This is a genomic window from Desulfosarcina sp. BuS5 (genome assembly GCF_028752835.1).
Classification (GTDB): Bacteria; Desulfobacterota; Desulfobacteria; order Desulfobacterales; family BuS5; genus BuS5.
Genome location: NZ_CP087952.1, coordinates 3,900,179 through 3,924,880, shown reverse-complemented (window position 1 = coordinate 3,924,880; position 24,702 = coordinate 3,900,179). Strand labels below are relative to the sequence as shown.

Annotated in this window: 22 protein-coding genes; 1 reads left to right on the top strand and 21 read right to left on the bottom strand. The window is 40.6% G+C overall.

What is annotated here, in order from left to right:
- Nucleotides 1–90: 90 nt before the first annotated feature.
- The 6 genes from BuS5_RS18955 to BuS5_RS18930 form a co-directional block, all read right to left on the bottom strand.
- A complete protein-coding gene (locus tag BuS5_RS18955) occupies nucleotides 91–2,034 on the bottom strand; it encodes a molybdopterin biosynthesis protein (protein ID WP_027354037.1) in 1,944 nt (647 codons plus the stop codon).
- Between the two features lie 172 nt (nucleotides 2,035–2,206).
- Nucleotides 2,207–3,910, bottom strand: coding sequence for a DNA repair protein RecN (recN, locus tag BuS5_RS18950; RefSeq protein ID WP_027354036.1), 1,704 nt, complete (start codon nucleotides 3,908–3,910; stop codon nucleotides 2,207–2,209).
- Between the two features lie 86 nt (nucleotides 3,911–3,996).
- Nucleotides 3,997–4,443 carry a universal stress protein gene (locus BuS5_RS18945; protein WP_027354035.1) on the bottom strand — a complete coding sequence of 149 codons (447 nt, stop codon included), beginning with the start codon at nucleotides 4,441–4,443 and terminating at the stop codon, nucleotides 3,997–3,999.
- 16 nt (nucleotides 4,444–4,459) lie between these two features.
- A complete protein-coding gene (locus BuS5_RS18940; protein WP_027354034.1) occupies nucleotides 4,460–5,365 on the bottom strand; it encodes a hypothetical protein in 906 nt (301 codons plus the stop codon).
- Nucleotides 5,366–5,368: 3 nt separating this feature from the next.
- Nucleotides 5,369–5,935 carry a GAF domain-containing protein gene (locus BuS5_RS18935; protein ID WP_027354033.1) on the bottom strand — a complete coding sequence of 189 codons (567 nt, stop codon included), beginning with the start codon at nucleotides 5,933–5,935 and terminating at the stop codon, nucleotides 5,369–5,371.
- A gap of 63 nt (nucleotides 5,936–5,998) precedes the next feature.
- The gene (locus tag BuS5_RS18930; protein WP_027354032.1) at nucleotides 5,999–6,670 is read right to left on the bottom strand and encodes a cytidylate kinase-like family protein; all 672 of its coding nucleotides are present in this window, start codon (nucleotides 6,668–6,670) and stop codon (nucleotides 5,999–6,001) included.
- A 280-nt stretch (nucleotides 6,671–6,950) separates the two neighbouring features.
- Here BuS5_RS18930 and mtaB point away from each other — a divergent pair, with 280 nt between their 5' ends.
- Nucleotides 6,951–8,273: a tRNA (N(6)-L-threonylcarbamoyladenosine(37)-C(2))-methylthiotransferase MtaB gene (gene mtaB, locus BuS5_RS18925; protein WP_027354031.1), complete on the top strand. Its 1,323-nt coding sequence runs from the start codon at nucleotides 6,951–6,953 to the stop codon at nucleotides 8,271–8,273.
- On the opposite strand, the gene coaBC is transcribed toward mtaB, so the two are convergent.
- From coaBC to argS, 15 genes are all read right to left on the bottom strand, one after another.
- Complete coding sequence (coaBC, locus tag BuS5_RS18920) at nucleotides 8,257–9,501, bottom strand: bifunctional phosphopantothenoylcysteine decarboxylase/phosphopantothenate--cysteine ligase CoaBC (RefSeq protein WP_051374796.1); 1,245 nt, start codon at nucleotides 9,499–9,501, stop codon at nucleotides 8,257–8,259. The two genes, mtaB and coaBC, sit on opposite strands and share 17 nt — an antisense overlap.
- Entirely contained in the window at nucleotides 9,491–10,858 is a 1,368-nt protein-coding gene (gene dnaB / locus BuS5_RS18915; protein WP_027354030.1) for a replicative DNA helicase, read from the bottom strand. The genes coaBC and dnaB overlap by 11 nt, the downstream gene beginning before the upstream one ends.
- A 37-nt stretch (nucleotides 10,859–10,895) precedes the next feature.
- A complete protein-coding gene (rplI, locus tag BuS5_RS18910; protein ID WP_027354029.1) occupies nucleotides 10,896–11,342 on the bottom strand; it encodes a 50S ribosomal protein L9 in 447 nt (148 codons plus the stop codon).
- A 28-nt stretch (nucleotides 11,343–11,370) separates the two neighbouring features.
- On the bottom strand, nucleotides 11,371–12,321 hold the full coding sequence (locus tag BuS5_RS18905) for a YybS family protein (protein WP_027354028.1): 951 nt from the start codon (nucleotides 12,319–12,321) through the stop codon (nucleotides 11,371–11,373).
- A 182-nt stretch (nucleotides 12,322–12,503) separates the two neighbouring features.
- Nucleotides 12,504–12,773 (bottom strand): 30S ribosomal protein S18, encoded by a 270-nt coding sequence (gene rpsR, locus BuS5_RS18900; protein ID WP_027354027.1) that lies wholly within the window; start codon nucleotides 12,771–12,773, stop codon nucleotides 12,504–12,506.
- A 4-nt stretch (nucleotides 12,774–12,777) separates the two neighbouring features.
- Nucleotides 12,778–13,272, bottom strand: coding sequence for a 30S ribosomal protein S6 (gene rpsF / locus BuS5_RS18895; protein ID WP_027354026.1), 495 nt, complete (start codon nucleotides 13,270–13,272; stop codon nucleotides 12,778–12,780).
- Between the two features lie 286 nt (nucleotides 13,273–13,558).
- Complete coding sequence (locus tag BuS5_RS18890; protein ID WP_051374795.1) at nucleotides 13,559–14,806, bottom strand: tetratricopeptide repeat protein; 1,248 nt, start codon at nucleotides 14,804–14,806, stop codon at nucleotides 13,559–13,561.
- A gap of 460 nt (nucleotides 14,807–15,266) precedes the next feature.
- Nucleotides 15,267–16,613, bottom strand: a complete 1,347-nt coding sequence (locus BuS5_RS18885) for a two-component system sensor histidine kinase NtrB (RefSeq protein ID WP_198012256.1) — start codon at nucleotides 16,611–16,613, stop codon at nucleotides 15,267–15,269.
- Between the two features lie 289 nt (nucleotides 16,614–16,902).
- Nucleotides 16,903–18,111: a type II secretion system F family protein gene (locus BuS5_RS18880; protein WP_027354025.1), complete on the bottom strand. Its 1,209-nt coding sequence runs from the start codon at nucleotides 18,109–18,111 to the stop codon at nucleotides 16,903–16,905.
- A 261-nt stretch (nucleotides 18,112–18,372) separates the two neighbouring features.
- Nucleotides 18,373–20,154 (bottom strand): DNA mismatch repair endonuclease MutL, encoded by a 1,782-nt coding sequence (gene mutL, locus BuS5_RS18875; protein WP_051374793.1) that lies wholly within the window; start codon nucleotides 20,152–20,154, stop codon nucleotides 18,373–18,375.
- A gap of 18 nt (nucleotides 20,155–20,172) precedes the next feature.
- Nucleotides 20,173–20,352 (bottom strand): hypothetical protein, encoded by a 180-nt coding sequence (locus BuS5_RS18870; RefSeq protein WP_027354023.1) that lies wholly within the window; start codon nucleotides 20,350–20,352, stop codon nucleotides 20,173–20,175.
- A gap of 130 nt (nucleotides 20,353–20,482) precedes the next feature.
- On the bottom strand, nucleotides 20,483–21,967 hold the full coding sequence (gene gatA, locus BuS5_RS18865) for an Asp-tRNA(Asn)/Glu-tRNA(Gln) amidotransferase subunit GatA (RefSeq protein WP_027354022.1): 1,485 nt from the start codon (nucleotides 21,965–21,967) through the stop codon (nucleotides 20,483–20,485).
- Nucleotides 21,968–21,983: 16 nt separating this feature from the next.
- Entirely contained in the window at nucleotides 21,984–22,271 is a 288-nt protein-coding gene (gatC, locus tag BuS5_RS18860; protein WP_027354021.1) for an Asp-tRNA(Asn)/Glu-tRNA(Gln) amidotransferase subunit GatC, read from the bottom strand.
- A gap of 114 nt (nucleotides 22,272–22,385) precedes the next feature.
- A complete protein-coding gene (locus tag BuS5_RS18855; protein WP_027354020.1) occupies nucleotides 22,386–23,015 on the bottom strand; it encodes an SPOR domain-containing protein in 630 nt (209 codons plus the stop codon).
- A gap of 9 nt (nucleotides 23,016–23,024) precedes the next feature.
- Nucleotides 23,025–24,701, bottom strand: coding sequence for an arginine--tRNA ligase (gene argS / locus BuS5_RS18850; protein ID WP_027354019.1), 1,677 nt, complete (start codon nucleotides 24,699–24,701; stop codon nucleotides 23,025–23,027).
- Nucleotide 24,702 lies beyond the last annotated feature (1 nt).

The window sequence follows — 24,702 nt, the reverse complement described above, 5'->3', positions numbered from 1 at the left end:
TTGCCGTTAGCAGGCAGCTTAGGGCTCGATATTTTTTGCCGAGCCCTTAATGAGTGTAACTTTTTTGGATTGCACCCGAGGCAATGTCAATCACAAAATAATCTCCCCGGTTTTTTCGGTGCTGTATCCCCCCAGGGCCGCGACCCTTTTTTGGAATTCTTTTGTATTGATAATTTCGAGCAGCGCCCTGATCTTTTCAGATTCAAAATATTCTTCCGGAATAACAAGATCGTACTGTTCAGTTACAACAGGAATAAAATCCAGCTTTAACGCCCTGGCAGCGGCATAAATACCGAGGCCGGCATCTGCTGTTCCACTGAGAACGGCAACGCCCACAGACATGTGAGTATATTCCTCGTTCTTATATCCATTAATATTTTGCGGGTTGATCCCCAATTCTTTTAATCTGTAATCAAGAAGTATTCTTGTGCCGGAACCTGACTGTCTGTTGATAATAACTATATCATCCCCGGCAAGGTCTGCAATACCTTTAATTTTTTTGGGATTGCCTGCCGGTACAATCAGGCCCTGGTCACGTATTACAAGATTGACCAGTTTAATCTTCATATCAGGCAAAAATTTTTTTATATACGAGATATTGTATGATCCGTCTTCCGTATCCAGCAGATGCGATCCGGCCAGATGGCAAACCCCCTTTTTTACTGCTATCAGCCCGCCCATGCTGCCGACATGGCTTGATGAAAGCGTCAGACCGGCATGACTGGCCTTGGTTTGATCAGCCAGCAGATCGAGGGTATTGTCATGGCTGCCCACAACTACAATAGTATTATCAACAGAAGCAAGAGGACGAAGCAGTTTCGCCGTGACCTGTTTCTTATCCGTCAATCCTTCTACATGGTTAGGAATGCGGATGATACCGTCCGCCTCGGTTATGGTAGTTATGCATCCTGCTCCTCCCGGCAGAGGAATGGCTGAAATCTTATCCCCTACTCTTCCTAATTTAACACGCAAAAATTCCTCTATTCCGAGCTTTGAAGGAACCTTTCTTGTCAGTTCCACCTGAACTTCAGGCCTGTCTTCTTCAGGTCGCCCAAGCATTTTGCAGATCAAGGGCTGTACAAACTCTTCAAAGGCGATGATGGCGGATACCGGGTATCCCGGAATGCCGAAAAATGGCTTATCCTTAATTTTACCGATTAAAATCGGTTTGCCGGGCATGATTGTGACACCGTGAACCAGAACCCGGCCGATATTTTCTACGATCCATTTGGTAAAATCCTCTGATCCTGCGGAAGAACCGCCGACAGTGAGTATTATATCAAAATCCCGGCTGCAGGCATCCTTTACGATTTTTTTTATTACTTCCCTGTCATCTTTCAATATGTTGTGCCGCACAAACACTCCGCCGCAGGCTTCCGCCATTTTGCCAAGCACAAACGAATTGGACTCAATCACCCGGCCGGGCTTTAGATGTTCCAGGGGGCTGATTTGGAACTCTTCCGGTTGCCAGTCAAGCAGCTCGGAACCAGTAGGTATTATAAGCACTTTCGGCTTCGTCCTGACAGAAACGGAAAATATGCCTCCTGAAAGCAAGGCTCCGACACAGTATGGCGTCACAAGATGATTTCTGGGAAAAATCAGCTCAGTAGCAACGATATCTTCTCCCATTTTACGAACATTCTGCCAGGGGAAAGCCGGAGCCTCTATTTCAATTATATCATCATCTATAATATTGAGATGCTCCATCATAATGACCGCATCCGTATTATCCGGCATTACATGGCCGGTGTTAACGAAAAAAGCATTCTTGCCGACCGCTAATTTTTTAGGTTTCATTTCGCCGGCTCCGAAGGTCTGTTTCGCTTTTACGGCTATTCCATCCATTGCAGCAGAATGAAAGCCCGGAGAGGAAAAATTCGCCGTCACAGGTTCAGACAGCACCCGGCCGACTGCATCCGGCACAGGAATCATCTCCTTTGAAAGCAAGCCCCCTGTTGGAAAATTTTCCATCAAAATTTTTTTTGCCTCTTGCAGTGTCTTCATGTTTAAATAAACATTGCGTTTAGTTACCATTAGCTCCTCGCTCCGCTTTACAGCATACAGCTTCTTGTTTTTATATGCTCGACTATAGATTTTAATATAATGAATTTCACAAAGACCGAGTGAAAAATTTGAAGGAATCGTACTGGTATTTCGTCTACCGCAGGTTGTGACGATAATGTAATGAAATTATTGCCCTGGAAATCTATAATGCCTGCTTCAGCATTTCCCTGGCATGCTCAAGGGTTGCTGCTGTAATTTTTTCACCGCCCAGCATTCTGGCTATCTCATTCAGACGGTCTTTCCCCTTGACAGGCTTAATGACCGTGGTGGTGCGATCGTCTTTGACCTCTTTGTATATCCTGAAGTGATGGTTACCGAATTTTGCTATTTGAGGCAGGTGAGTAATGCAAATAACCTGGTGATGACGGGCAAGCAAAGCGAGCTTTTGGCCGGCAACCTCGGCTGTACCCCCTCCGATACCGGCATCTACTTCGTCAAACACTATTGTTTCGACGGATTCCGATTTTGCCATTATAGCCTTTAATGCAAGAACTATCCTTGAGAGCTCTCCGCCGGAGGCAATGCCTGATAAAGGCTTAAGAGCTTCCCCGACATTTGGAGCGATAAAAAAGAGAGCCTTGTCCACTCCTGTTTCAGTTATGGCTTTACCGTCAACTGAAAGAAAAGAGTCTCTGCCGGCATCAACTCCAATTATTTCCAAAAAAATTTTAAACCTTGTATTATCCATTTTTAAAGTGGATAGTTCTTCCTCCACTTCCCTGGCCAGTCCTTCAGCCGCTATTCTCCTTTTTGCGGATAATTCAGTTGCCATCGCTACCAGCAATTCGTGAAGTTCTGCTACTCTTTTTTCTGTATCAACTATCTTGCCCGATATATTTTTAGCTTCATTCAGTTCTTTATCTATATTGCCGAGGAAAGAAAAAACAGCTTCAAGTGTGCCGCCATATTTGCGCTTCAGTTTATGGAGTAAATCAATCCGCTCTTCCACTTCTTCAAGACGCTTCTCATCTGTATGAATACCTGCAAGATAAGATCGAAGTTCTTCCACTATATCTTCAACCTGCAATGCAGCGCTTGCTAACCTTTTGGCTTGCATGGACAGGCTTTCATCAATACTGCGCAGTTTGCTTAAATCCTTTTCAACTTCCATAAGCCTTTCTACAACAGCGCCTTCACCCGTATATAACACTTCCAGCCCATGGTTAACAGACTTGAGCAGCTCTGCCATGTTTTTAAGGCGCATCCTTTCCTGCTCCAGATCTGTGTCTTCATTGATTTTTATGGAAACTTCCAAAATTTCTTTTTTTTGAAATTCAAGCAGTTCTATCTGTTCAGCCTGCCGGGCTTGGGAAAGTTTAAAATCATGCAACCTTTTAATCAGTGGCAATATTTCATTAAAACGCCTTGACAGATTCTCTCGAAGTGCCGCAAGTTCCCCGAACTGATCTAGAATTAATAAATGCTCTTCTTCTTTTAAAAGTCTTTGATGTGCATGCTGTCCCGATATACTGGCAATATTAGCTGTTACAGAATGCAGCATCCGGATAGTTGCTGTATGCCCGTTGATATAAACTCTGTGCTTATTATTACGTGATATAATCCTTCTGATCAAAAGTGTTTCATCTGTGTCAAATCCCAGGTCGGCAAGTACCCTGGCCGCATAGCTATCCGGGGCGATTTGAAATAAGGCCTCTAGTTCAGCATTTTCCGAGCCTGTGCGTATCAGTGCAGGCACAGACCTGCTGCCTAACAAAAGATTGACGGCATTTATAATAATAGATTTACCGGCGCCGGTTTCACCGCTGAGGATCGTCAGGCCAGTAGAAAATATAATATGCAGATCATCGATGATGGCAAAATTTTTTATTGATAGTTCCAGGAGCATGAGAAGCAGATACTAAAAAGGCAGGTTATAGTAACATTATGTTATAAAACTACAATATTATAATTAAGTGGTTAAAACTATCCGGGTTATTTTGACTTTACCACCACCACAGCCGTTTCCTCAAGAGCCCTGACAAGTTTAATACTGATATCACCCAGCACAAACTCTTCAGATTTGGACATCCTTCTTCTGCCGATCATTACCATTTTATATTGATTCTTTTTGAACTGATCGATAATTCCGTCAGTAACACTTAAGTACTGTTTTGTTAGTATCTTTATTTTTGTCTGAGCTTCAAAAAAACCATTATCAACAAGTTTTTTTCTGATCCGGTTTAAAAATTTTTTTATCTTGGGAATCCTTTCCTTTGCGAACTTCTTCCCCATAAGCTCTTCTTCGGCTGATGGCTTTCGGAATATATGAAGCAGCGTAATATCAACCTGTTCAGGGTCAAATCCGATATTAATCAGATAATCTATGACCATCTGTGATATAATAGACTCATTTAAAGGTACGAGAATTGTATTTTTCAAAATCGCCTCCGGATAATTAAAAAATTGTGTATATACATCTATTTAAATCCTCAATTAATTCATCTGCAGTTTCATAAAATATACTTGAGCCACCGGAGAAATGCATGAGAATATCATTAAGCCTGTTTGGCATATAAGGATATAATTTTTTAAGATTTAACAGCCTGGACGGATCAAGAAGCGAAAAATCATCTACGGTTATTCTATCCTTCAAGTCCCCGTATTGTAAAGCATCATGCATTATTGCATAATAAATATGAAAACCCTTACCGATCACATATAGTAGAATGTTGCACATCCCGAAGAGATCTAAACTGAACGGATTTTCCGGGGCAGAATAATCATAGTCAAAATCAATCCACACATAGTTTCCGGTATTATGTTCAATTATAATATGATCATTTCTGACATCTCCATGCCTGAAGCCGTTTATGTGAAGAAAACGGATCGCTTCGAAAGCCTTTGCCAGTCGTTTAATAATAACAGGAAGAAATGATTGAAAATAGTCCTCGTGTTTCATATTCAAGGATTCGATATAAACAAAAAGATTGGTTCCACGTACAACATCAATTATCCTGACATTATTCCCTTCTGAATCCCTGGTTGAAGTACCGTGCATAAAAAAAGGATGCTGTTCTACCAGTTTTAAAATATCCGCTTCTTTTTCAGGATTTCTGAAACATTTTATTTTAACTCCACCAAGTGTAGTGTCAAAGGTTTCATAAAAAACCAGCTTTAGGATCTTTCTCTCATTGGTCTCGGTATCTATCACCCTTTTGACCCAAAATTTTGGGTCCTCAATACCGAACCTAAGCTCCTTTGCGTTTCCTATGACTTTATAATGTTTATTGCCAAGTAATATTAAATCGTTATAGCCTATATCATAAAAACCGGTCGTATCCGTGATGATACGGTCAGCCATCTGCTAATGTCCTTCTGTAATATAAAGCGGAAGATTGGACATGGCTGCTTTTACGCTGTCCATAAAATTTTTCATTCCATTGCTTTCGATTACCAGTCCCAGTTGCTGTAACAGCACTTTAATCGATTCAATATCATCTTCATGCATCAATATAGGTTTGTTCTGATAACCTTTAAGTATCCCGATAACTGTATTTCTGCATTTAATAGGCACCGAGAATATGGATACAATCCCTTCTTTTATTGCTGCATCAGCATATTGTACTCTTTGACTATTTTTAATGTTTGCATACAAGACTATCTCCCCTTTCATAAACTCATCAAGCTCGTCGTCCACATACAGAGATCCTTTAGCTAAATATTCATCGCTTAATCCATAACTGCTTATGCGAAACAATTCCTTTTCTTTATCATCATAAAGCAGGATACTGCTGCCTTTAAAACCGAATGTGCGGCAAAGCCCTTCAACAAGATGCTGAAACAGCAGGTTCATGTCTTCATATGTTGAAATAGCATGACTGATGGCCCTGTATTCCCGTAAATAAAATTTTCTATTATTCTTCTGTTTCATTACAGCTTCTCCTGATTACCAAAGACAAGAGGTAATCTATAGCTTTTACAGCCTTATAAAAACTTATGCCCCCAACGCGCCTTTTATTGCGTCAGCTGCGACATCTAAACTAATGGCCCCCGTATTTATCACAAGATCATAATTTGCGGGATCTTTGATATCTGCATTGAAATATTTCCTGATAAAAGCCCGCCGATCAGATTCGGTTTTTATGATGCGTCGTTTAGCCTCGTTTAAAGAGATCCCGTAATCGATAGATATTTTTTCTATCCTTTTTTTCTCCGGCGCCACGATGCGTACTCTAAACCGTCTTAAAGGGGGGAGTACGAAATTAGCTCCTCTTCCAACTATTATGGCTCGTCCATGTTTACCGATTGTACCAATAACTTGCATCAGATGCTTGAGATACTGATCAGGCCAGAGATGTCTGTAATCCACAAGAGATGATATCCATTCATTCCAAACGGAGACTCCTTTCTCATCTACTGTCTCAAAGAATCTCTCGCTGATTTTAGTGCCCTCAGCCATATCTTGAACGAAACTCTTGTTAAAGATATCAAATTCAAGTTTTTCAGCAAGTTTCTTTGCAACTATACTTCCACCGCTGCCTGGCTCCCGGGATATAGTAACTATGGGGAGAGCCTCTTTTTCGTCAGCCTTCTCAATCTGCGAAACATGCCATTTCTGAACTTGTTCTTCTACGATCTGCCCTATGGAACGATTCTTTGTTTTCATGACTCCTCCTTTTTTATATGCTCCGTTAATTCTTTATGCATATCAACAAGAAATTTCAATATTTTTTAAAAAAAGTATTCCAAAGACTCTATTCCGTGTCAAGAAGTAATTCAACATAAAACAGAAAAACAGAAATTATAATTATGGTATTTTTTCTTTTATAATTTTGCGCGTAGATTTTGTTTAATAAAAAACCCTTTAAAAAAATGAGGAAGTATGGCATAAATAAAGGTTTAACTTCTTGATATAATAGAATCCATCTGGGTATTATAATAATAGAATGCTACGTTTTTCAATTAAATCACTTGGCTGCAAAGTTAATCAATGCGAATCCGAAGATATTGCGGATGCCTTGAAAAAGGCGGGCATGGAGGAAACATCACCTGTGGCATGCCGGCAGAATTCAGATATTTGCATTATAAATACATGCACTGTCACACAAAAGGCATCCATGCAGTCAAGGCAGGCAATCAGACAAGCCATCCGCGCCAATCCTGAAGCAAGAATAATTGTAACAGGATGTTACGCTGCAACTGAACCGGATGAAATAAACCGAATAAACGGGGTTCACTCGGTTATCGCCAACTCCAAAAAGAAAATACCGGAAATTATCCTTTCAGACTCTGAGCTTAAGTCTCATTTTACAGAATCGGATCATCAAAAAAAAATAGAGTCTGATAATCAAGTACTTTTAACGGAGCCGGATTCGAGAAAAAGAACCAGGCCGTTCTTAAAAATACAGGACGGATGCAATGCTTTCTGCACTTATTGTATAGTCCCTTATGCCAGGGGGCGCAGCAGAAGCATGTCACCCGATCAGGTTCTGGAAAAAATCAATAAATTCAGTAAAAAAGGTTTTAATGAAGTTGTCCTTACCGGCATACACCTTGGAGTCTTCGGTTTGGATCTTAAACCTGCAAGCAGCCTTTCTGAATTACTGGAAAAGATAGAAAAAGCAAAACCGGAATGCCGGATACGATTAAGTTCCATAGAGCCCCGAGAGCTGACAGGGAGTATCGTAAAACTTGTGGAACAATCGAATGTTTTCTGCCGCCATTTTCATCTACCACTGCAAAGCGGCGATAATTTCATTCTCAAAAAAATGAACAGACCATATGACAGAGAACTTTTCAGGAAACTGGTTTTAAAAATTCATAAATCGATTCCTGGAGCCGCCATAGGAGTAGACATACTTGCAGGTTTTCCAGGTGAAACGGAAGAAGCTTTTTATAATACATATTCCCTGATAAATGAACTGCCGGTGACTTATCTGCACGTTTTCCCATTTTCACCCCGCAAAGGCACCCCGGCCGCCGGATATCCGGATCAAATCTCTCCGCAAACGCTAAAGCTCAGAACCGGCATGCTGCGTGAATTGGGAGCATTGAAAAAAAAAGAATTCTACTCCGGATTTATCGGAAAAAAAGTGAAAATCATAATAGAGGGGAAAAGAACCAAAAACGGAGAATTAAAAGGGCTGACTTCAAATTATATACCGGTTCATGTAAATGGTGGCGATGATCTGAAAAATTCAATAGTAGAAGCAAGGATAGTGCAATTAAAAAACAATTCCACTAGCGGCAGGATCATTTCACGGGTTTAAAAAGAGGCGGGGAATAGACCTGGCTTGCAAACTTTTGATCAAGGATGCTTTGCAGGATGGCATTCGCAACGTCTTCTTTTTCCATTAGAGGCAGAGATTGTTTTGCGCCATCCTTGAAAAATAGAGTCACTTTGTTGGTTTCTGACTGAAAGCCTGATGATGAGGAAGAGCCTACTATATTTCCGACTATAAGATCGAGATTTTTTTCGCGGAGTTTTTGCTGTGCGTATTGCTCAAGATTTTCTGTTTCAGCTGCAAAGCCGACGAGAATACGGTCTTTTTTATTTTTCCCGAGTTCTTTCAGGATATCCCGGGTTTTCTGCATAGAAAGAGTTATAGTCTCTTTACCTTTTTTTATTTTGTGCTCCGCCGGATCAACAGGTCTGTAGTCAGAAACAGCAGCCGTTTTTATTATTATATCCGATTTATCCATGTACTCAAACACAACGTCTGCCATTTCCATAGCTGTATTTACTCTGAGTGTGGTGATTCGGGGCGGGTCGGGCAAGCTTACCGGGCCGGTGATCAACACTACTTCAGCTCCTCTCTGCTCCGCTGCTTTTGCCACGGCAAAGCCCATTCTGCCTGATGAGGGGTTGCTGATAAACCTGACCGGATCAACCGGTTCTCGTGTGGGGCCGGCTGTGACCAGCACCTTGCGACCTGAAAAATCCTTTGATGTAATCAGGGAGTTGAGCCGGTCAATTATACTTTCAGGGTCCGGAAGACGCCCGGGGCCTGTGGTCCCGCATGCGAGATCCCCTGATTCAGGTTCCATAATAAAAAAACCGTCGCTTTCCAGTATATCAAGATTCCTCTGAACAGCCCTGTTTTCATACATGTGGGTATTCATGGCGGGACATATGATTTTGAAAGAGGTAACAGCAAGCATAAATGTACTGATAGCATCATCTGCTATACCGTTTGCCAATTTACCTATGATGTTGGCAGTGGCAGGCGCTACTATAACAGCATCCGCTTCTTCAGCCCATACAATATGTTTGATGGAAGGATCGGCGGCCCGGCCAAAAAAGGTAGTACAAACAGGTCTGCCTGATATGGCTTCAAAAGTCAGCCGCCCGACAAATTCCACGGCATTTTCCGTCATTACAACCCTTACAGCCGCCCCATGCCTTACAAGAAGCCTTAAAAGTTCGACAGCCTTGTAGGCGGCAATGCCGCCGCATACGCATAGTACTATATTTTTATTCTGAATACTATTGTACATAGCCGCTTCCGAAATCATGCTCAAAAGCCATATCTTCAAAGCGGGTATAGGCGCTCAAAAAAGTCAAATTCACCTTGCCTATCGCCCCGTTTCTATGTTTGGCGAGTATAATCTCGGATGTGCCTTGTTTAGGATTATTTTCGTCCTTGTTGTATACTTCGTCCCTGTAAATAAATGCTACCAGATCGGCATCCTGTTCCAGGGCGCCGGATTCCCTTAAATCGGAAAGCAGGGGCCGCTTGTCGCCCCGTTCTTCCAGCTTTCTGTTCAACTGCGACAAGGCAACCACCGGAATGTCAAGCTCCTTTGCCAGGGCCTTTAATGATCTTGAAATTTCCGAAATTTCCAGATCCCTCCGCTCGGCCGGAGAACTACCCCTCATAAGCTGAAGATAATCTATAACGACAAGGCCCAAATCATTATCCATTTTGAGCCTGCGGGACTTTGCTCTTATGGATAACGATGTAATATCGGGTGAATCATCAATAAAAATTGGAGCCGAAGTCAAAACGCTGGCTGCATCTGTAAGCTTTAACCAATCATCATCACCTAAAAAACCGCCCCGCACACGGGAAGAATCCACCCTTGCTTCAGAACATAGCAAACGCATGGATAACTGTTCTTTTGACATTTCAAGTGAAAATACGGCTACCGATATATTCCCTTCGACAGCAGCATTCCTTGCGATGTTAAGAGCAAGGGCTGTCTTGCCCATGCCGGGCCGCGCGGCTAAAATTATCAGATCCGAGCCCTGGAATCCCGAGGTCAGCTTGTCAAATTCTTTAAATCCCGATGGCACTCCTGTTAGAAAAGCTCTATTTCCCTGCTGTTCTTCAAGAGCAGCAATGTTGCCATCGACAAGTCTGCTTATGGAAAAGAATGAAGGTCTTATTTTATTTTCAGCTATTTCAAAAACTGATTTTTCGGCAAAACCTATCACTTCATCGACATCACCCCTGTCCTCGTAACACCGCCTGGAAATTTCGTTAGCTTTTTCAATAAGACGCCTCAAGCATGCCTTGTCATGAATGATTTTGGCGTAATACTGGGCATTTACAGCAAGAGGCACCGTATCGACTATACCGGCGATATATGTAGCGCCACCCACTTCGTCAAGCTTTCCACGTTCTTTAAGAATATTTGTAAGTGTTATGAGATCTACAGGTTCGTTTTTAGAATAAAGCTCGGTAATGGCTTCATAAATCACTTTATGAGATGACCTATAAAAATCATCAGGCGCCACAATCTCGACAACATCATGAAGCACATCATTATCAAGGAGAATCGCACTTATAATATTCTCCTCGGATTCAATATTCTGCGGTGGCAGTTTATATAAAGAAGTATCCTTTTCCATAACCACACCCAAATGCCCATCTCTTAATAAAAGCGCCCTATTTCTCCGGCACTATTTCAACAGTTATTTCAGGTTCAACATCAGCATAAACCCTTATGGGCACCTTGTAGGAACCTATCTGCTTTATCGGCTCAGCAAGAAGAATCATCCTCTTTTCAACCTGGATATCCTGATCGCCAAGCGCTTTAGCAATATCACGAGATGTTATCGAGCCGTATAGATTATCTTCATCAATAACTCGCGCGGTTATTCTGCAAGAGACGTCTTTAAGCTGTTCAGCCATATCCTCCGCTATCTTCTTTTCTTTGGCTATCTGCAAATCAAATTTCTTTTTCTGCTGCCCAAGGATCCTATGATTTTGAGGCGTATCAAGAACAGCCTTGCCTTGCGGCAAAAGATAATTTCTGGCATAACCGTTGGCAACATCCACCTGGGTCCCGATAATGCCAAGAGTTTCTATTGTTTCTTTTAAGATTAATTTCATTTAAACAACCTCTTCCATTTATAAAAAATCAACTTTCTCCGATTTCCAGTTTTCTGAAGTTCAGCCATGTATCAAAAAACCCAAGCCCGATCACCAGGATAAGAATTATCTGCTGAAAGGCCATGATGCTGTACAAAATAAACCTGAGCATGCGGGGAAGTCCTTTTTTTTCAAAAAGAAAAGAAATAATAGCTATCCCCACAAAAAAATATATACTCATAAGTACTATTAAAGCGTTAAGTCCCAAAATCTTTAAATAAGTGTAAGGTAAAAGCAGCATCACGCCGGATAAAATGACAACCCATACCAGAAATTCGGGAGCCTTCCATATATTCAGAGAGCCAAAGTCAGGGTAAAAGAGTTTTCCTGCCTTCAACAAAGGCTTTGAAAGCAATATGCATGCCCAACTTACAAACAATGTCGACACTACAATCAAAGCTGGAATGATTCGCACCAGTATGTACTGAATAGTATCAACGGTACTCGAAATAGCATACAGACTCTCTTCGGGCAACCCCATATCTTCGTAAAGGGCAATGGTAAGCTCAAGGTTTTGTTTAACATATTCAGATACAACATTATAAAGGTTTATATCAGACATGTTACAGTAAAAAATCACCGCTATGGAACCTGTAAATAGAACTATGCAACATGAATATAGAACTGTTTTTTCAATAGAAAGATCAAGTTCAAATATTTCGCTTAATGCAAAACCGAGCAACATAAGTTCAATTAACAAAAACAGATCAAAGGATATATTGCCAAGCAAAATAATCATTACAATTATTGCCAGTCCTGAAATCATCATCCCGGCCTGCCGGCCGAGCTTTGAACGATAAAAAAGGACGGGCAACGGTATCAGCATGGCGCATACGAACCCTATAAAAGGCACATAAACAGATGCAGCGAACATCAGGGTGATAACGGCAATACCCTTTGCAATATCCCCGGATATTCTTCCTTGGGCACTATGATGCACAGATCTTGACCCTCTCTCTTGCTAAGGGAACTTACAGAAAATAATCTACGCATCCTGCTTGCCCTTTTGTCCGTCTTCTACGTTGCGGTAACAGTTGTATAGTTCACTATGCAACTGTTACCACGCCTTGAAGACGAACAAAAATTCTGCACGATATGTGTAGATTATTTCCTTCCAGTTCCCTAAAGGCCCTTACTAGTGCCTACATAAGGTAATAGTGCAATAGTACGTGCACGTTTTATTGCGCGCATAAGCGCTCGCTGGTGCTTGGCGCATGTCCCGGATATGCGGCGAGGTATAATTTTGCCTCTCTCGGCAACAAAATACTTTAATTGTGAAGAATTTTTATAATCAATATCAAGGCTGGAATCAGCACAGAAACTGCAGACCTTGCGCCGATGATAGACCTTCTTTTTACTGAAGGTTTTCTTTCTTCTTGGTTTAAAAGCCATAGTGTCACTCCTTTTCGTCAGCTTCGGTTTCTTCTGCTTCATTATCTGCAGCTACTGGTTCCGGAGCGTCGGATGAATTTTCTTCATCCCTTGTCACAGAATCCGGCTTATCATTTCCCGGGTCACTTTCCTTATCCATATCTATCTTTTCAGATTCAGCCTCTGCTGCTTTTCTGTTCTTTATCTCTTCTTGAACTGCATCAACATCAACATCTTTGTCAAGTAATACAGTCATATATTTGAGGACGTTGTCGTTGATTCGGCAATATCTTTCAATTTCATTAACAAGCTCCCCATTGCCGCAATAATCGATACGAACGTAAAAGCCTCTGCTCTTTTTCTTGACATCATAGGCTAATTTTTTATCACCCCATTCATCTAAAAAAACAAGGAACCCGTCCCCATGCGCAATCGGATCTGTGATCCTTTCAAAAAGTTGACCCCGATCTTCATCTGAAAGATCAGGGTCGGAAATAATCATAGTTTCATAACGTCTCATATAAACTCCTTATGGATAATAAAGCCCAGGAAAATAATGCCTGAGCAAGGATTATGTAGAATCCAACCTATACATACTTTGATTGAAAATCTATAAAACAATAAAATTGATAAGGATATATTAAAGTATCATAAATGTCAACTTTCTATTCTTAATTTTTAATAATGTCTCTTTAGGAACGTGGACTATGGATTGCCACATAATGAATTTCACAAGGCCAGAGGGAGGAAGGCGTATTTTAATACTTCGACGACCGATAACGCAGTGAAATTACTTATGTGAACATCTACATCAAACTATCTGTGTCGATTTCGACCTCCGTAGCCAAATCTTTCTTAACTTTTGACGCTTCCTTTAGTTTGTTATAGGCAAGCTCTCTATTATGTAATGCTTCGGCAAAATCCGGAGATATCTCTATAGCTCGGGTCAAATCCGCTATTGCCTCTGTATATAATCTTAAAGAAATAAAGGTCATTCCCCTGTGAAAATAAGCTTTTGCGTAATCCGGGTTTAATTCAATGGCTTTGTTATATTCAAAAATAGCTTCCTCATAGTTCCCCAGGTTAGCGTAAATAGCGCCTATATTCAAATAAGCTTCAGGAAATTTCTTATGATAGTAATTTGCCTTATTATAATCATCTACAGCCTTATTCCACTGTTTTCGTTGGGCTCTTACGCCTCCACGATTATAGTAGGTTCTTGCATCTTTGGGATTAATTTCAATGGCTTTGTCATAGCATGCAACAGCATCATCAAACTGCCCTAATTTTTCATAGGATAGCCCTTTATTACTGAATGCTTCAGGATATCTTGGATTTAATTTCAGGGCCTGATTATAATATTGAATAGACTGTTCACTATCAGCCAATATCCCCTTGTTTAAACAAATAAAGGAAATGATACCCTTTTGATCTGTAATTGTAAATCTTCTATTAATCAACAAGGGATTCTGGTCATCAATTAATTCCCAATACTCTCCTTTGTGCATAAAAGTTTCTTCCAAATTAAATGGCTTACTGATAATAGGTCCCACAGCCAGATCCACCATCATCATCCGTCCATCAACAAGTTTAAAGAGACAGGCACAATGAAATTTTCCCACCGGCAATGCATCAGCGAGAACTATTTCGGTTACGCCAATAGGAAGAACAGAAAAGCCCAGAGATACGCCCAGGATATAAACCAGGGCCGTATAGCTAAGGCACTGGGCCTTCTTATCTTTAACAACCTCAGCTAAATCAAAACATTTTTCTTCTTCATCAAACTCGAAAGCCCTTCTTATCATTACACTCATATTTCTAATAATGACTTGCTCAATCTCAGTTAACTTTACAAATGAAATTTTTCCCTTATCATGCTTCTCTTTCATTTGTTGGAGAATATCATACCAGAAAACGATAAAAGGTTTTCCCTGACTGGTTTCATCCTGCCAGCTACACACAATTTGTATCAATTTTTCTGCAACATCAGAAGAATAAGTAAGCTCCTGTACAAGTTTTATTATATTAGATAGAACTTTACTCTCTTTCTTCATTATCTCTCTCCCTTAATTCCGAAATTATTAATTGGAAGTTTTTACCTATGTTTTTTATTTCTTTTCATTTCACATAGTAACCTTGACCACCCTTTAATTTTGTACCAAGAAAGGGAACCAGAACAAAAGCATATGACCTTTTTGCATTTGAAGCGCAACAAAAATAAAAACTTCGAGAAACTTGATTTTCATTGTTTACTTGAAGTTTAGATTCATTCTTTTCATTAAAGCGTATCCGATGTCAAGGACAGATTCTATGTTTTTAAGTTGTGCCCATCATTAGCATCAACAAAAAAAATAAAATTTGTGGCATCCTTGAGTAAGATAAAAAAAATAGTTTACAGTTTAGAGATTATCGTTCCCATGTTCCGGTGGAGGGACGAGCAAACGGGAGCTGAAAGTAAGGGTACAGATTTATTCTTTTGGTTTTTTATTTTACCCGGTTATCTTTGAAAATAACTCAGCCGTGCGCCAAAGAGGGCAAGTCTTTGTATACTTTGGAGCATTCCATTTGAAGTAAGGGCGGATCGATTTTTTTAAAATGCACTATGAATGTCGTTCCTTTGTTAATAGTGCTTTTGACATCTATACGGTTGCCATAGGCTTCAAGTATATTATGAACAATCGATAAGCCAAGGCCGGTTCCTTTTTGCTTTGTCGTAAAGAATGGATCAAAGATAGATTGAATCGTATCATCGGTCATACCGCAACCGGTATCGAAAATCTCTAAAGCTGCATTATGGCCTGAGGTGTTGAATATTTTTATGTTTATCATGCCGGTATCCTCAATAGATTCAGCCGCATTTAATAGCAGGTTCAAGAGTATCTGGCGAAGATGGCGAGGATCAATTTCAGTCCATATATCTTCGTTCAGGTTGTTTATAATTCTGATTCGTTCTTTGCAAAGATTATCCTTTTCGAAAAGCCTTATTGTATCAGCCAGTTCTTTGCGGACTTCAGTTGCTTTGGCCTGTCCCCTGGAAGGAGGCTTTGCATACATAAGAAAATTGTTGACCAGATCGTTTAGCCTGCCTGCTTCACGTAAAAATATCTGTATAAGTTTATCATGATATGAATTAAATTGTGTATCCTCCCTTAGCAACTGGATTGAACCCGTAAGGGAAGCGAGGGGATTTTTAAGTTCGTGCGCCAGACCGGCCGCCATTTCTCCAACTGCCGCCATTTTTTCAACCCTCTTGACATGATCCTCCATGGCCACAAGCTGATTTTTCGTATTTTTGGCCTGTTCCGATAGTATGCTGCTCAAATAGGCGACTGCAAAACAGGCTCCCATGGTAAATACTATTTTGTACAGAACATGGTTCCAGTCATGATTGGCGGTCAAAAGAGTCTCTTCTATTATAAAGGGCTTCAGGATGCCATAGTATTCAAGGTCTATCATAACACCATACTGAATACTGCACATAGCTGCCATTATCATACTCCCCCGTCTGAAAAGGAGCATGCTTGAATATATAATTACAACAAGATAGAAAAATACAAAACTGCTTGAGTAACATCCGGTAATATATACTATCAAGGTAACGATAAATGTATCGAATATGATTTGCCAATATGCAAACAGCAGTTCCCGTTTTACATGGTAAAGGATAAGGGTATAGCAAAAAGCGAGGAGAAAGATCCCTCCTGTAAGCCCGTAAAGGAACAATAGGGGCTTATCAACAAGGGAACTGTTTTTTTCAATCTGCAGGAATATAGTAGCCCCTAACAGGAGCGTGGTAAAAACCAGCCGGATAAGCATAAGCAGTTTAAGCTTATAATAAAGGCTGCTTTCTGATTTTATCAATTGCCTGTTCATGTTATTAATTAAGAATTGAGAGCATCCTTCAAATTTAGTTTACACTGATTTTCTATAAAAAATTAAATTTTACCGCGGAGAACGCAAAAAGCGCAGAGGGAACTGCTTGGTTTTGAATGTAATATCTCAGCGTTCTTTGCGAACTCTGCGGTAAAATATTGATTCCGGCATTTAAAAAAGTGTTAACTACTTTTAGGCATAAATGAAGGATACCGAATTGAGAATTACAAATTACAAATTCATAATTCTCAATTCATAATTCATAATTTATAATTAACTATGCGACCGCCGATGCCATGGTGAAGATAGGAAGATACATAGCAATGACCAGGCCTCCGATTACGACACCTAGAAAAACCAGCATAAACGGCTCAATCATGGAAGTCAGGTTTTCTACGGCCTGATCAACTTCTTCATCATAAAAATCTGCGATTTTTGTCAACATGGAATCGAGAGCTCCTGTTGATTCTCCAACCGAAATCATCTGGCATACCATAGCCGGAAAAACTCCGCTTTCAGCCAGGGGTGTAGACATGGTCTGACCTTGTGAAATCCCTGTTTTGACGTTATAAATTGCCTTTTCAACAGTTACGTTGCCCGCTGTTTTAGCAACAATGTCGAGAGCATCCAGGATAGAGACTCCACTTGAAAGCATAGTCCCCATTGTTCGTGTAAATTTGGCTACGGCTACTTTCCTGATCAATATGCCGAACATGGGCAATTTAAGAAAAAGATCATCAAGGATAGCCCTTCCTTTTATGGTTTTATAAAATCTTTTGTAGGCAAATATGAAAATGACAATTGCGCCAATGATATATGCAATATTATGTCTGACAAAATCGCTCATCGCCACAACAATTAAAGTCGGGGCAGGAAGCGATCCGCCCATATCGTTGAACATACCCTGAAAAACCGGTATAACAAATACCATGATCACCGCTACAACGATTACTGCTATTATCATTGTTATAACAGGGTAGGTCATGGCGCCTTTTACTTTGGCTTTAAGTTTGGCGGCTTTTTCCATGTAGGCGGAAAGGCGCTGAAGAATTGTGTCTAGGATACCGCCTGCTTCACCGGCTGCAATCATGTTGACAAAAAGATCATCGAACTGTTTGGGATATTTTTTTAACGCTTCAGCAAGTGTTGCTCCACCTTCTACAGCTACTTTTATTTTTTTTAGAATTTTTTTAAACGTGGCGTTGTCCTGCTGACCATAAAGTATGTCCAGACACTGAATTATTGGAAGCCCCGCATCTATCATTGTGGAGAATTGCCTGCAAAAGAGAATAACGTCTTTAATTGTGACGCTCGGTTGGAAAAAAGCAATATTTTCAAAAAGATCTTTTGGTTTTTGTTTAATTTTTGAGGGATTTATCTTGAGTCTGCGCAGATTAGCCCGGATAGCGTCTTCATTAGCAGCCTCCATCTCCCCTTTCTGAATTTCGTTTCTTTTATCTTTACCTTCCCAAAGATAAACAGGCATATTTTCCCCCTGAAAATAGAACTTTCGAGTTTTTATTTTTGATACGGTCAAATTTAGGTTTATTGGAGATTATAGAAGCAACAAGCGTGCCATATTAGGGGCTTAATGAGCATAGACCAAGAAAAAAGTCAGGTTCTTATTTTGGGTGCGGACTGTTGGTTATTTATGTGAAAATCTATAAATATTTTTACAAGATCCGCGTCAATAATATCTTTAATTATACGGGGCTGACAAAAAAAGAGTACCCTTTGTTATAGATTTTCAGAGTATTCGCTTGAAAGATTTTTCAAGGGTTTTTATAGGCCGGCTTAACCATGTTGGTCTGCCGTGGGGGCAGCAGGAAGGATTCTCGCATTCATCAAGCTGGTCGAGCAGTCGCTGTATCTGTTCATCCGAAAGACGCTGCTTCGCTCTTATGGATCCGTGACATGCCATGATTATCAGGCATTCATCAACAGCATCGGATACACCTGATGTAAAACCTGTTTCAGCCAGTTTTTCTACCATCTCTATAATAAGCGGCTGCGCCTCCCGGTCTGCCAAAAGGGAAGGTATAGCTTTAACCACGAAGGTATTGCCGCCAAAGGGTTCAATCTCAAGACCGAACTTTTGAAGTTCCGGCAGTATCCTGGTAAGTATTGCGGCTTCACTGTAGGATAAATCTATGGTTTCGGGAATCAAAAGTTTTTGAGACACCGTCGGCAGTCCTTTTGCTCTGACTTTTAGTTTTTCAAAAACAATCCTTTCATGGACAGCATGCTGATCCAGGATAACAAGCCCTTCATCTGATTCGCATAATATGAAAGTATTATGAAGCTGACCGATTATTCTTAAATCCCTGAAACTGCTTTTTGCCCATAAAGGAGACTGTTCGGCTTTTTGGGGTATTGAAAAAATTTCATCTTTTCTGTTTATTGATGAAACATTTTCTTTATCAATAAAAATTTTTGGTGAGGAATGCTCCTTTTTTTTTATATATCCGTATTCAGGCTCAATCCCTGAGATATGAGAATCCTTTGCAGATAGGGGACTTGCTTCAGCCCACCTGGGGCGCTCAGCCAGGTTTAAGGTTTGCGATACCGATTTTACAATAGCGTCATGAATTCTTGTTTGCTCTGCAAATTTGACCTCTGCTTTTGCAGGATGAACATTGATATCAACTTGATCAAAAGGAATTTTCAAAAAAAGCACTGCCACAGGAAACTGCCCTTTCATTAATCTGCCGGCATATCCTTTAAACAGAGCGTGCTGAACCATCCTGTCGCGCACAAAGCGTCCATTTACGAAAAGATAGGTGCCGCGCGCTGTACTGCGCGCAATTCCCGGAGCAGAGATCCAGCCCGTCAGGATAGAGTCTGCGCCGCTATCTGCAATTTTATGAAGATCATTTTTTATATTGCTCCCAAGTACATCCACGGCACGATCCAGCGGATTTTGAACAACCGGCCAGTTTTTCAACTGTTTATTATTATGAAGGAGCTTGAACGTGACATCATAACGGCTCATTGCAATACGGGCGACAGTATCCGCCACATGACTCATCTCCGTATTGATTGTTTTCAGAAATTTGCGCCTGGCGGGTGTATTATAAAATAGCTGTCTGATGGTCACCATTGTCCCTGTGGGAGCGCCTGTTTTCGTGACTTTTGTTATTTTCCCGCCGTCTATAAAAATACTTGTACCGGTTTGTGAATTTTCATCACGAGTAATAAGCTGAAATCTGGAAACAGATGCTATGCTCGGCAATGCCTCGCCCCTGAATCCGAGCGTTTTTATGGCAAACAGGTCGGAATCGTTAAAAATTTTACTTGTTGCATATCTTTCAATAGACAAAAGCGCGTCGTCATAATTCATCCCCGTGCCATTATCTGAAATCCGAATAAGAGATCTGCCGCCCTGTTCGATCTCTATTATGATTTTTTTGCTTCCGGCATCGAGCGCATTCTCCAATAGCTCTTTAACAACCGAAGCAGGCCTTTCAACTACCTCACCGGCGGCTATTTTGTTTGATAGAATTTCGGGTAATATTTTTATTTTTGACACGATGGACACCCCACAAACCTACAGCTTTTCATCCTTTACGTACTTTAACAAGAAGTCTGTCTTCTTTGGGGAGAGGTTAAACTGCAAGCTGGCCTGCTCAACTAATTTTATTATTTTAATTGACGGATTGTTCATGCGCTCTTCTGATATCCATTTAACAGCCTTGCGCAGATCTTCACCTTCCGGGAGTATACTCATTTTTACCTCAGTTTTTTTTATATAGATTTTCACATAAATTAATTATCTGAAAACCGGGATTTTCCATGTTAGAACCTGTTTTTTAACCGCAGAGGACGCAAAGAAACTGATTAAATTTTAACGTAATATCTCAGCGATCTCTGCGTTCTCCGCGGTGAAATTCAGGCTTTTTATTATGAAATTCCGTTGCCTGTTCAAAATTAAAAGCCGTTCTGAAAATTTTTTCCTCATTAAAGTGCATACCCATGATCTGCAGGCCTATGGGAAGTCCTGTTTTCGAGAATCCGCAGGGCAGAGACATGCCCGGTATACCCGCAAGATTTGCTGAGAGCGTAAATATATCGGAAAGGTACATTGTAAGAGGATCACCAGACTTTTCTCCTATAGTAAACGCAGGTGTCGGAGCTACAGGAGAAAGGATTACATCGCATTTTTTAAATGCTTTTTTGAAATCTCCTGTTATAAGTGCCCTGACCTGTGACGCTTGTTTGTAGTAAGCATCATAATAACCTGCAGAAAGAACATATGTTCCTAAAATAATCCTGCGCTTAACCTCATCTCCGAACCCTTGAGATCTTGTCCCTTTGTACATTTCAATAAGGTTTTTTTTATCCATGTCCCGGAATCCATATTTTACTCCATCATATCTGGCAAGGTTGGAACTCGCCTCTGCAGGTGCAATGACATAATATGCCGCTACGGTATATTGCGTGTGGGGCAAAGATATTTCCACAGATGAAGCGCCCATATCCTCAAGGGTTTTAACGGCATTTTTTACCGCCAGATCCACTTCAGGATCCAATCCCTTGTGAGAATGGAATTCCTTCGGTATGCCCACCCTTAATCCGTTCAGGCCTTTTTGACAAAAAGAAGTATAATCCGGCACATCGACAGGTACGGAGGTTGAGTCGTTCCGGTCATACCCCGCAAATGTATTCATCATAATAGCGCTATCGGTAACATCCTTGGTCAACGGACCGATCTGATCCAGTGATGAGGCAAAAGCTACCAGGCCGAACCTGGAGACGCGCCCATAAGTGGGTTTAAGCCCCACCACACCACAGTGTGATGCGGGTTGGCGTATGGATCCGCCTGTATCGGAACCAAGGGATCCGAGGCATAAATCCGCCGCCACCGAAGCTGCAGACCCGCCGCTTGATCCTCCTGGTATGCGCGAGAGATCCCAGGGATTACGGGTTATCTTGATACCTGAATTCTCAGTTGATGATCCCATGGCAAATTCATCCATATTAACTTTCCCAAGAATTACGGCATTCTCTTTTTTTAATTTTTTTATCACAAAGGCATCATAGAAAGGGACAAAATTTTCCAGGATTTTAGATGCGCAGGTTGTACGAATCCCTTTTGTGCAAATAATGTCCTTAATAGAAACAGGAATTCCTGTGAGAGGGGAAATTCTGCCTTTTGCAATAGCATCATCGGCAATTTTTGCCTGGTCCAGTGCCATTTCACCGGCTATAGAAATATATGCGCCGATTTTTTTATCCTGGACATCTATGCGCTCAAGCAGAGACTTGGTAAGTTCCATAGACGAAATTTTCTTCTGCTTTAAAAGTTCATGAGCCTTATGTATAGTAAGTTCATAGAGTTCCATCGATTCTTGATCCTTATCATTCGATTATTTTGGGCACTATAAAAGCCCCATCTTCTTTCTCTGGAGCATTTGAAAGCACTGTATCCCTGTTTACATGCTCTTTTTCATCATCATTGCGAAAAGCATTTGACAGGGAAATTGCGTGGGTTACAGGTTCAACACCATCTGTATTTACACTGTCAAGAGTATGGACATATTCGAGAATTTTTCCGATCTGTTCGGCAAACATTTCCACATCATCTTCATGCAGATCAAGTCGTGCAAGGCTTGCCACATGCATGACCTCATCATCTGTTATTTTCACTATTTAATCCTTTTTATATTTAGCCACGAACACACACGGATACACACGGACAAAACACCATGCCGGCAGAACAAAATATCCGTGTCAGTCTGCGTGAGTCTGTGACTAATAAATCTATATCGCAACAAGCATTACGTTAAATTTATCTTTTTGTAATCTGTTTATTATTGTCCGGGCATCGGCTTTATCTTTATATGAACCGATTCTAATCCTGAACCAGGTTCCTTTTCCGGGAATAACAGCCTTTGATTTATAGGCAGGATACCTCATTTTTTTTAGTTTTGCCACCAGTTTATCGGCAATTTTTGAATCTTTTAATGATGCCACCTGGATGGTATAGTTTTTTTGAGTTCTATTTTTCGGGGTTATATCTGATTTTTTATTATCAATTGTTTTATGAACTAAATATTTTTTTTTTAAAGATTTTTTGCTGGATAATGACGATATTATTTTATTTTTTTTATCTTTTGTTCCAGTTTTTTTCAGATCTTCGTAAAAGCCGAACGAAGTCTTGTCTGAAGCTGCATCCTGATCAATTTTGTAGTAGTTTTGTTCCTTTTGGCTCAATTCAGCCAGACTGTCTTGAACACTTTTAATATCAACCTTTAGCGGAGCACACCCCCGACCCACAAGGACACCAAGGATAAACATCCATGCAGACGTGAAAAAGAGGATAGAGAACAGAAGCAAGGATCCTTTTTTTTTCGTTCCAGGAGAAGTTTGTTTCTTTGTTTTTGAGCCCATTTGTTACGCTCACATTTTTTCAGGAGCTGAAACGCCAAGAAGTCCGAGGCCGTTACGTATAATTTTTTTTACTGCCAGCACAAGATAAAGCCGTCCGCATGACAATAGCGGGTCATCATTCAGAACCCTGTGCTTATTGTAATAAGCATGAAAAGAAGATGCCAGATTCATCAGGTAGAACGTTATACGATGCGGCTCCAGTCTCATGGCAGATTGTTTTACAATTGCAGGAAAACGGTTCATGCTTTTAAGGAGATCGATCTCTTCGGGTTCTTTAAGCATATTAACCGCCTCAGCATTCCAGTTTATATCGGCTACCCCATTTTCTTTACCTTTTCTTATAATACTCGAAATTCTGGCATGAACATATTGAACATAATAGACAGGATTATCATTTGTTTTCTTTTTTGCAAGTTCCAGATCAAAATCTAACGGGCTATCAGAGTTGCGGGTCAAAAAAATAAACCTGGCAGCATCGCGGCCTACCTCGTTTATCACCTCATTTAAAGTTACAAATTCACCGGCCCTGGTCGACATCGCAACGGGGAGACCGTCCCGCAGCAGGTTAACCAGTTGGATCAGGATAACATCGAACCGGTTCCTGTTTACCCCGGAGGCTTCTATTGAAGCGGCAATACGAGGAATATAGCCGTGATGATCTGCCCCCCATATATCGATAATCCGTTCAAAACCACGATTAAATTTATCCTGATGGTATGCAATATCTGATGCAAAATAAGTTGTCAGTCCATTATTACGTACAACAACACGATCCTTTTCATCGCCGAAATCACTGGTTTTAAACCATAGCGCCCCTTCTTTATTATATATTATTTTTTTATTTTGAAAGTTTTCTATGGCTTTTGCAACTTTTCCGGAATCAAAAATAGACTGTTCGCTGAACCAGTTGTCGAATTGAACACCAAAGGACTCTAAAGCTTCTTTTATTTCCGCGAGTATTTTTTCTGCCGCGAACCTGGCGCAATTATTGACAGCCGTTTCTTCTTCAATATTTAAAAAGTTATCGCCATTTATCGATTTAATATTTTCGGCAAGTTCTACGATATACATTCCCTGATAACAGTCTTCAGGAAATACTATATCTTTTCCGAAGAGTTCTTTATACCTGAAAAAAACCGACCGTCCAAGAGTGTTAATCTGTCTCCCGGAATCGTTTATATAATATTCCTTTTCAACATTAAAACCGCAAAAATTCAGAATATTCGCAATGCTGTCACCCACTGCTGCTCCGCGGCCATGGCCCACGTGAAGCGGACCTGTTGGATTGGCGCTTACAAACTCAACCTGAATTTTTTTACCTTTTCCTATATTCTCAGCCCCATACTCTAAATCCATATGATGAATTTCTTTTAGAATTGGATACCACGCAGCTTTGTTTATGAAAAAGTTTATAAAACCCGGCCCCGCTATCTCGATTTTATCAAAAAAAGAATCATGATCATTTATATTCCGTAGTATTGCTTTGGCAATTTTTTGCGGCGCCATTTTTTGTATGGAGGCCAGGATCATGGCAATATTGGTTGAATAATCACCCTGGGTCTCCACCTTAGGTTCCTCAATCAGAACTTCAGGCAAAGCTTCATCGGTTTCAGGCGAATTCAAATCTCCATTGTTATACGCCCCGGTTAATGCGGAATTAATTAAACTTTTAATTTTATGTTTCATT

Coding starts and splice junctions, on each gene's coding strand:
- BuS5_RS18955 (WP_027354037.1), bottom strand. CDS start 2,034: ATGGTAACTAAACGCAATGTTTATTTAAACATGAAGACACTGCAAGAG.
- recN (WP_027354036.1), bottom strand. CDS start 3,910: ATGCTCCTGGAACTATCAATAAAAAATTTTGCCATCATCGATGATCTG.
- BuS5_RS18940 (WP_027354034.1), bottom strand. CDS start 5,365: ATGGCTGACCGTATCATCACGGATACGACCGGTTTTTATGATATAGGC.
- BuS5_RS18935 (WP_027354033.1), bottom strand. CDS start 5,935: ATGAAACAGAAGAATAATAGAAAATTTTATTTACGGGAATACAGGGCC.
- BuS5_RS18930 (WP_027354032.1), bottom strand. CDS start 6,670: ATGAAAACAAAGAATCGTTCCATAGGGCAGATCGTAGAAGAACAAGTT.
- mtaB (WP_027354031.1), top strand. CDS start 6,951: ATGCTACGTTTTTCAATTAAATCACTTGGCTGCAAAGTTAATCAATGC.
- coaBC (WP_051374796.1), bottom strand. CDS start 9,501: ATGTACAATAGTATTCAGAATAAAAATATAGTACTATGCGTATGCGGC.
- dnaB (WP_027354030.1), bottom strand. CDS start 10,858: ATGGAAAAGGATACTTCTTTATATAAACTGCCACCGCAGAATATTGAA.
- rplI (WP_027354029.1), bottom strand. CDS start 11,342: ATGAAATTAATCTTAAAAGAAACAATAGAAACTCTTGGCATTATCGGG.
- rpsR (WP_027354027.1), bottom strand. CDS start 12,773: ATGGCTTTTAAACCAAGAAGAAAGAAAACCTTCAGTAAAAAGAAGGTC.
- rpsF (WP_027354026.1), bottom strand. CDS start 13,272: ATGAGACGTTATGAAACTATGATTATTTCCGACCCTGATCTTTCAGAT.
- BuS5_RS18890 (WP_051374795.1), bottom strand. CDS start 14,806: ATGAAGAAAGAGAGTAAAGTTCTATCTAATATAATAAAACTTGTACAG.
- BuS5_RS18880 (WP_027354025.1), bottom strand. CDS start 18,111: ATGCCTGTTTATCTTTGGGAAGGTAAAGATAAAAGAAACGAAATTCAG.
- BuS5_RS18870 (WP_027354023.1), bottom strand. CDS start 20,352: ATGAGTATACTCCCGGAAGGTGAAGATCTGCGCAAGGCTGTTAAATGG.
- gatA (WP_027354022.1), bottom strand. CDS start 21,967: ATGGAACTCTATGAACTTACTATACATAAGGCTCATGAACTTTTAAAG.
- BuS5_RS18855 (WP_027354020.1), bottom strand. CDS start 23,015: ATGGGCTCAAAAACAAAGAAACAAACTTCTCCTGGAACGAAAAAAAAA.
- argS (WP_027354019.1), bottom strand. CDS start 24,701: ATGAAACATAAAATTAAAAGTTTAATTAATTCCGCATTAACCGGGGCG.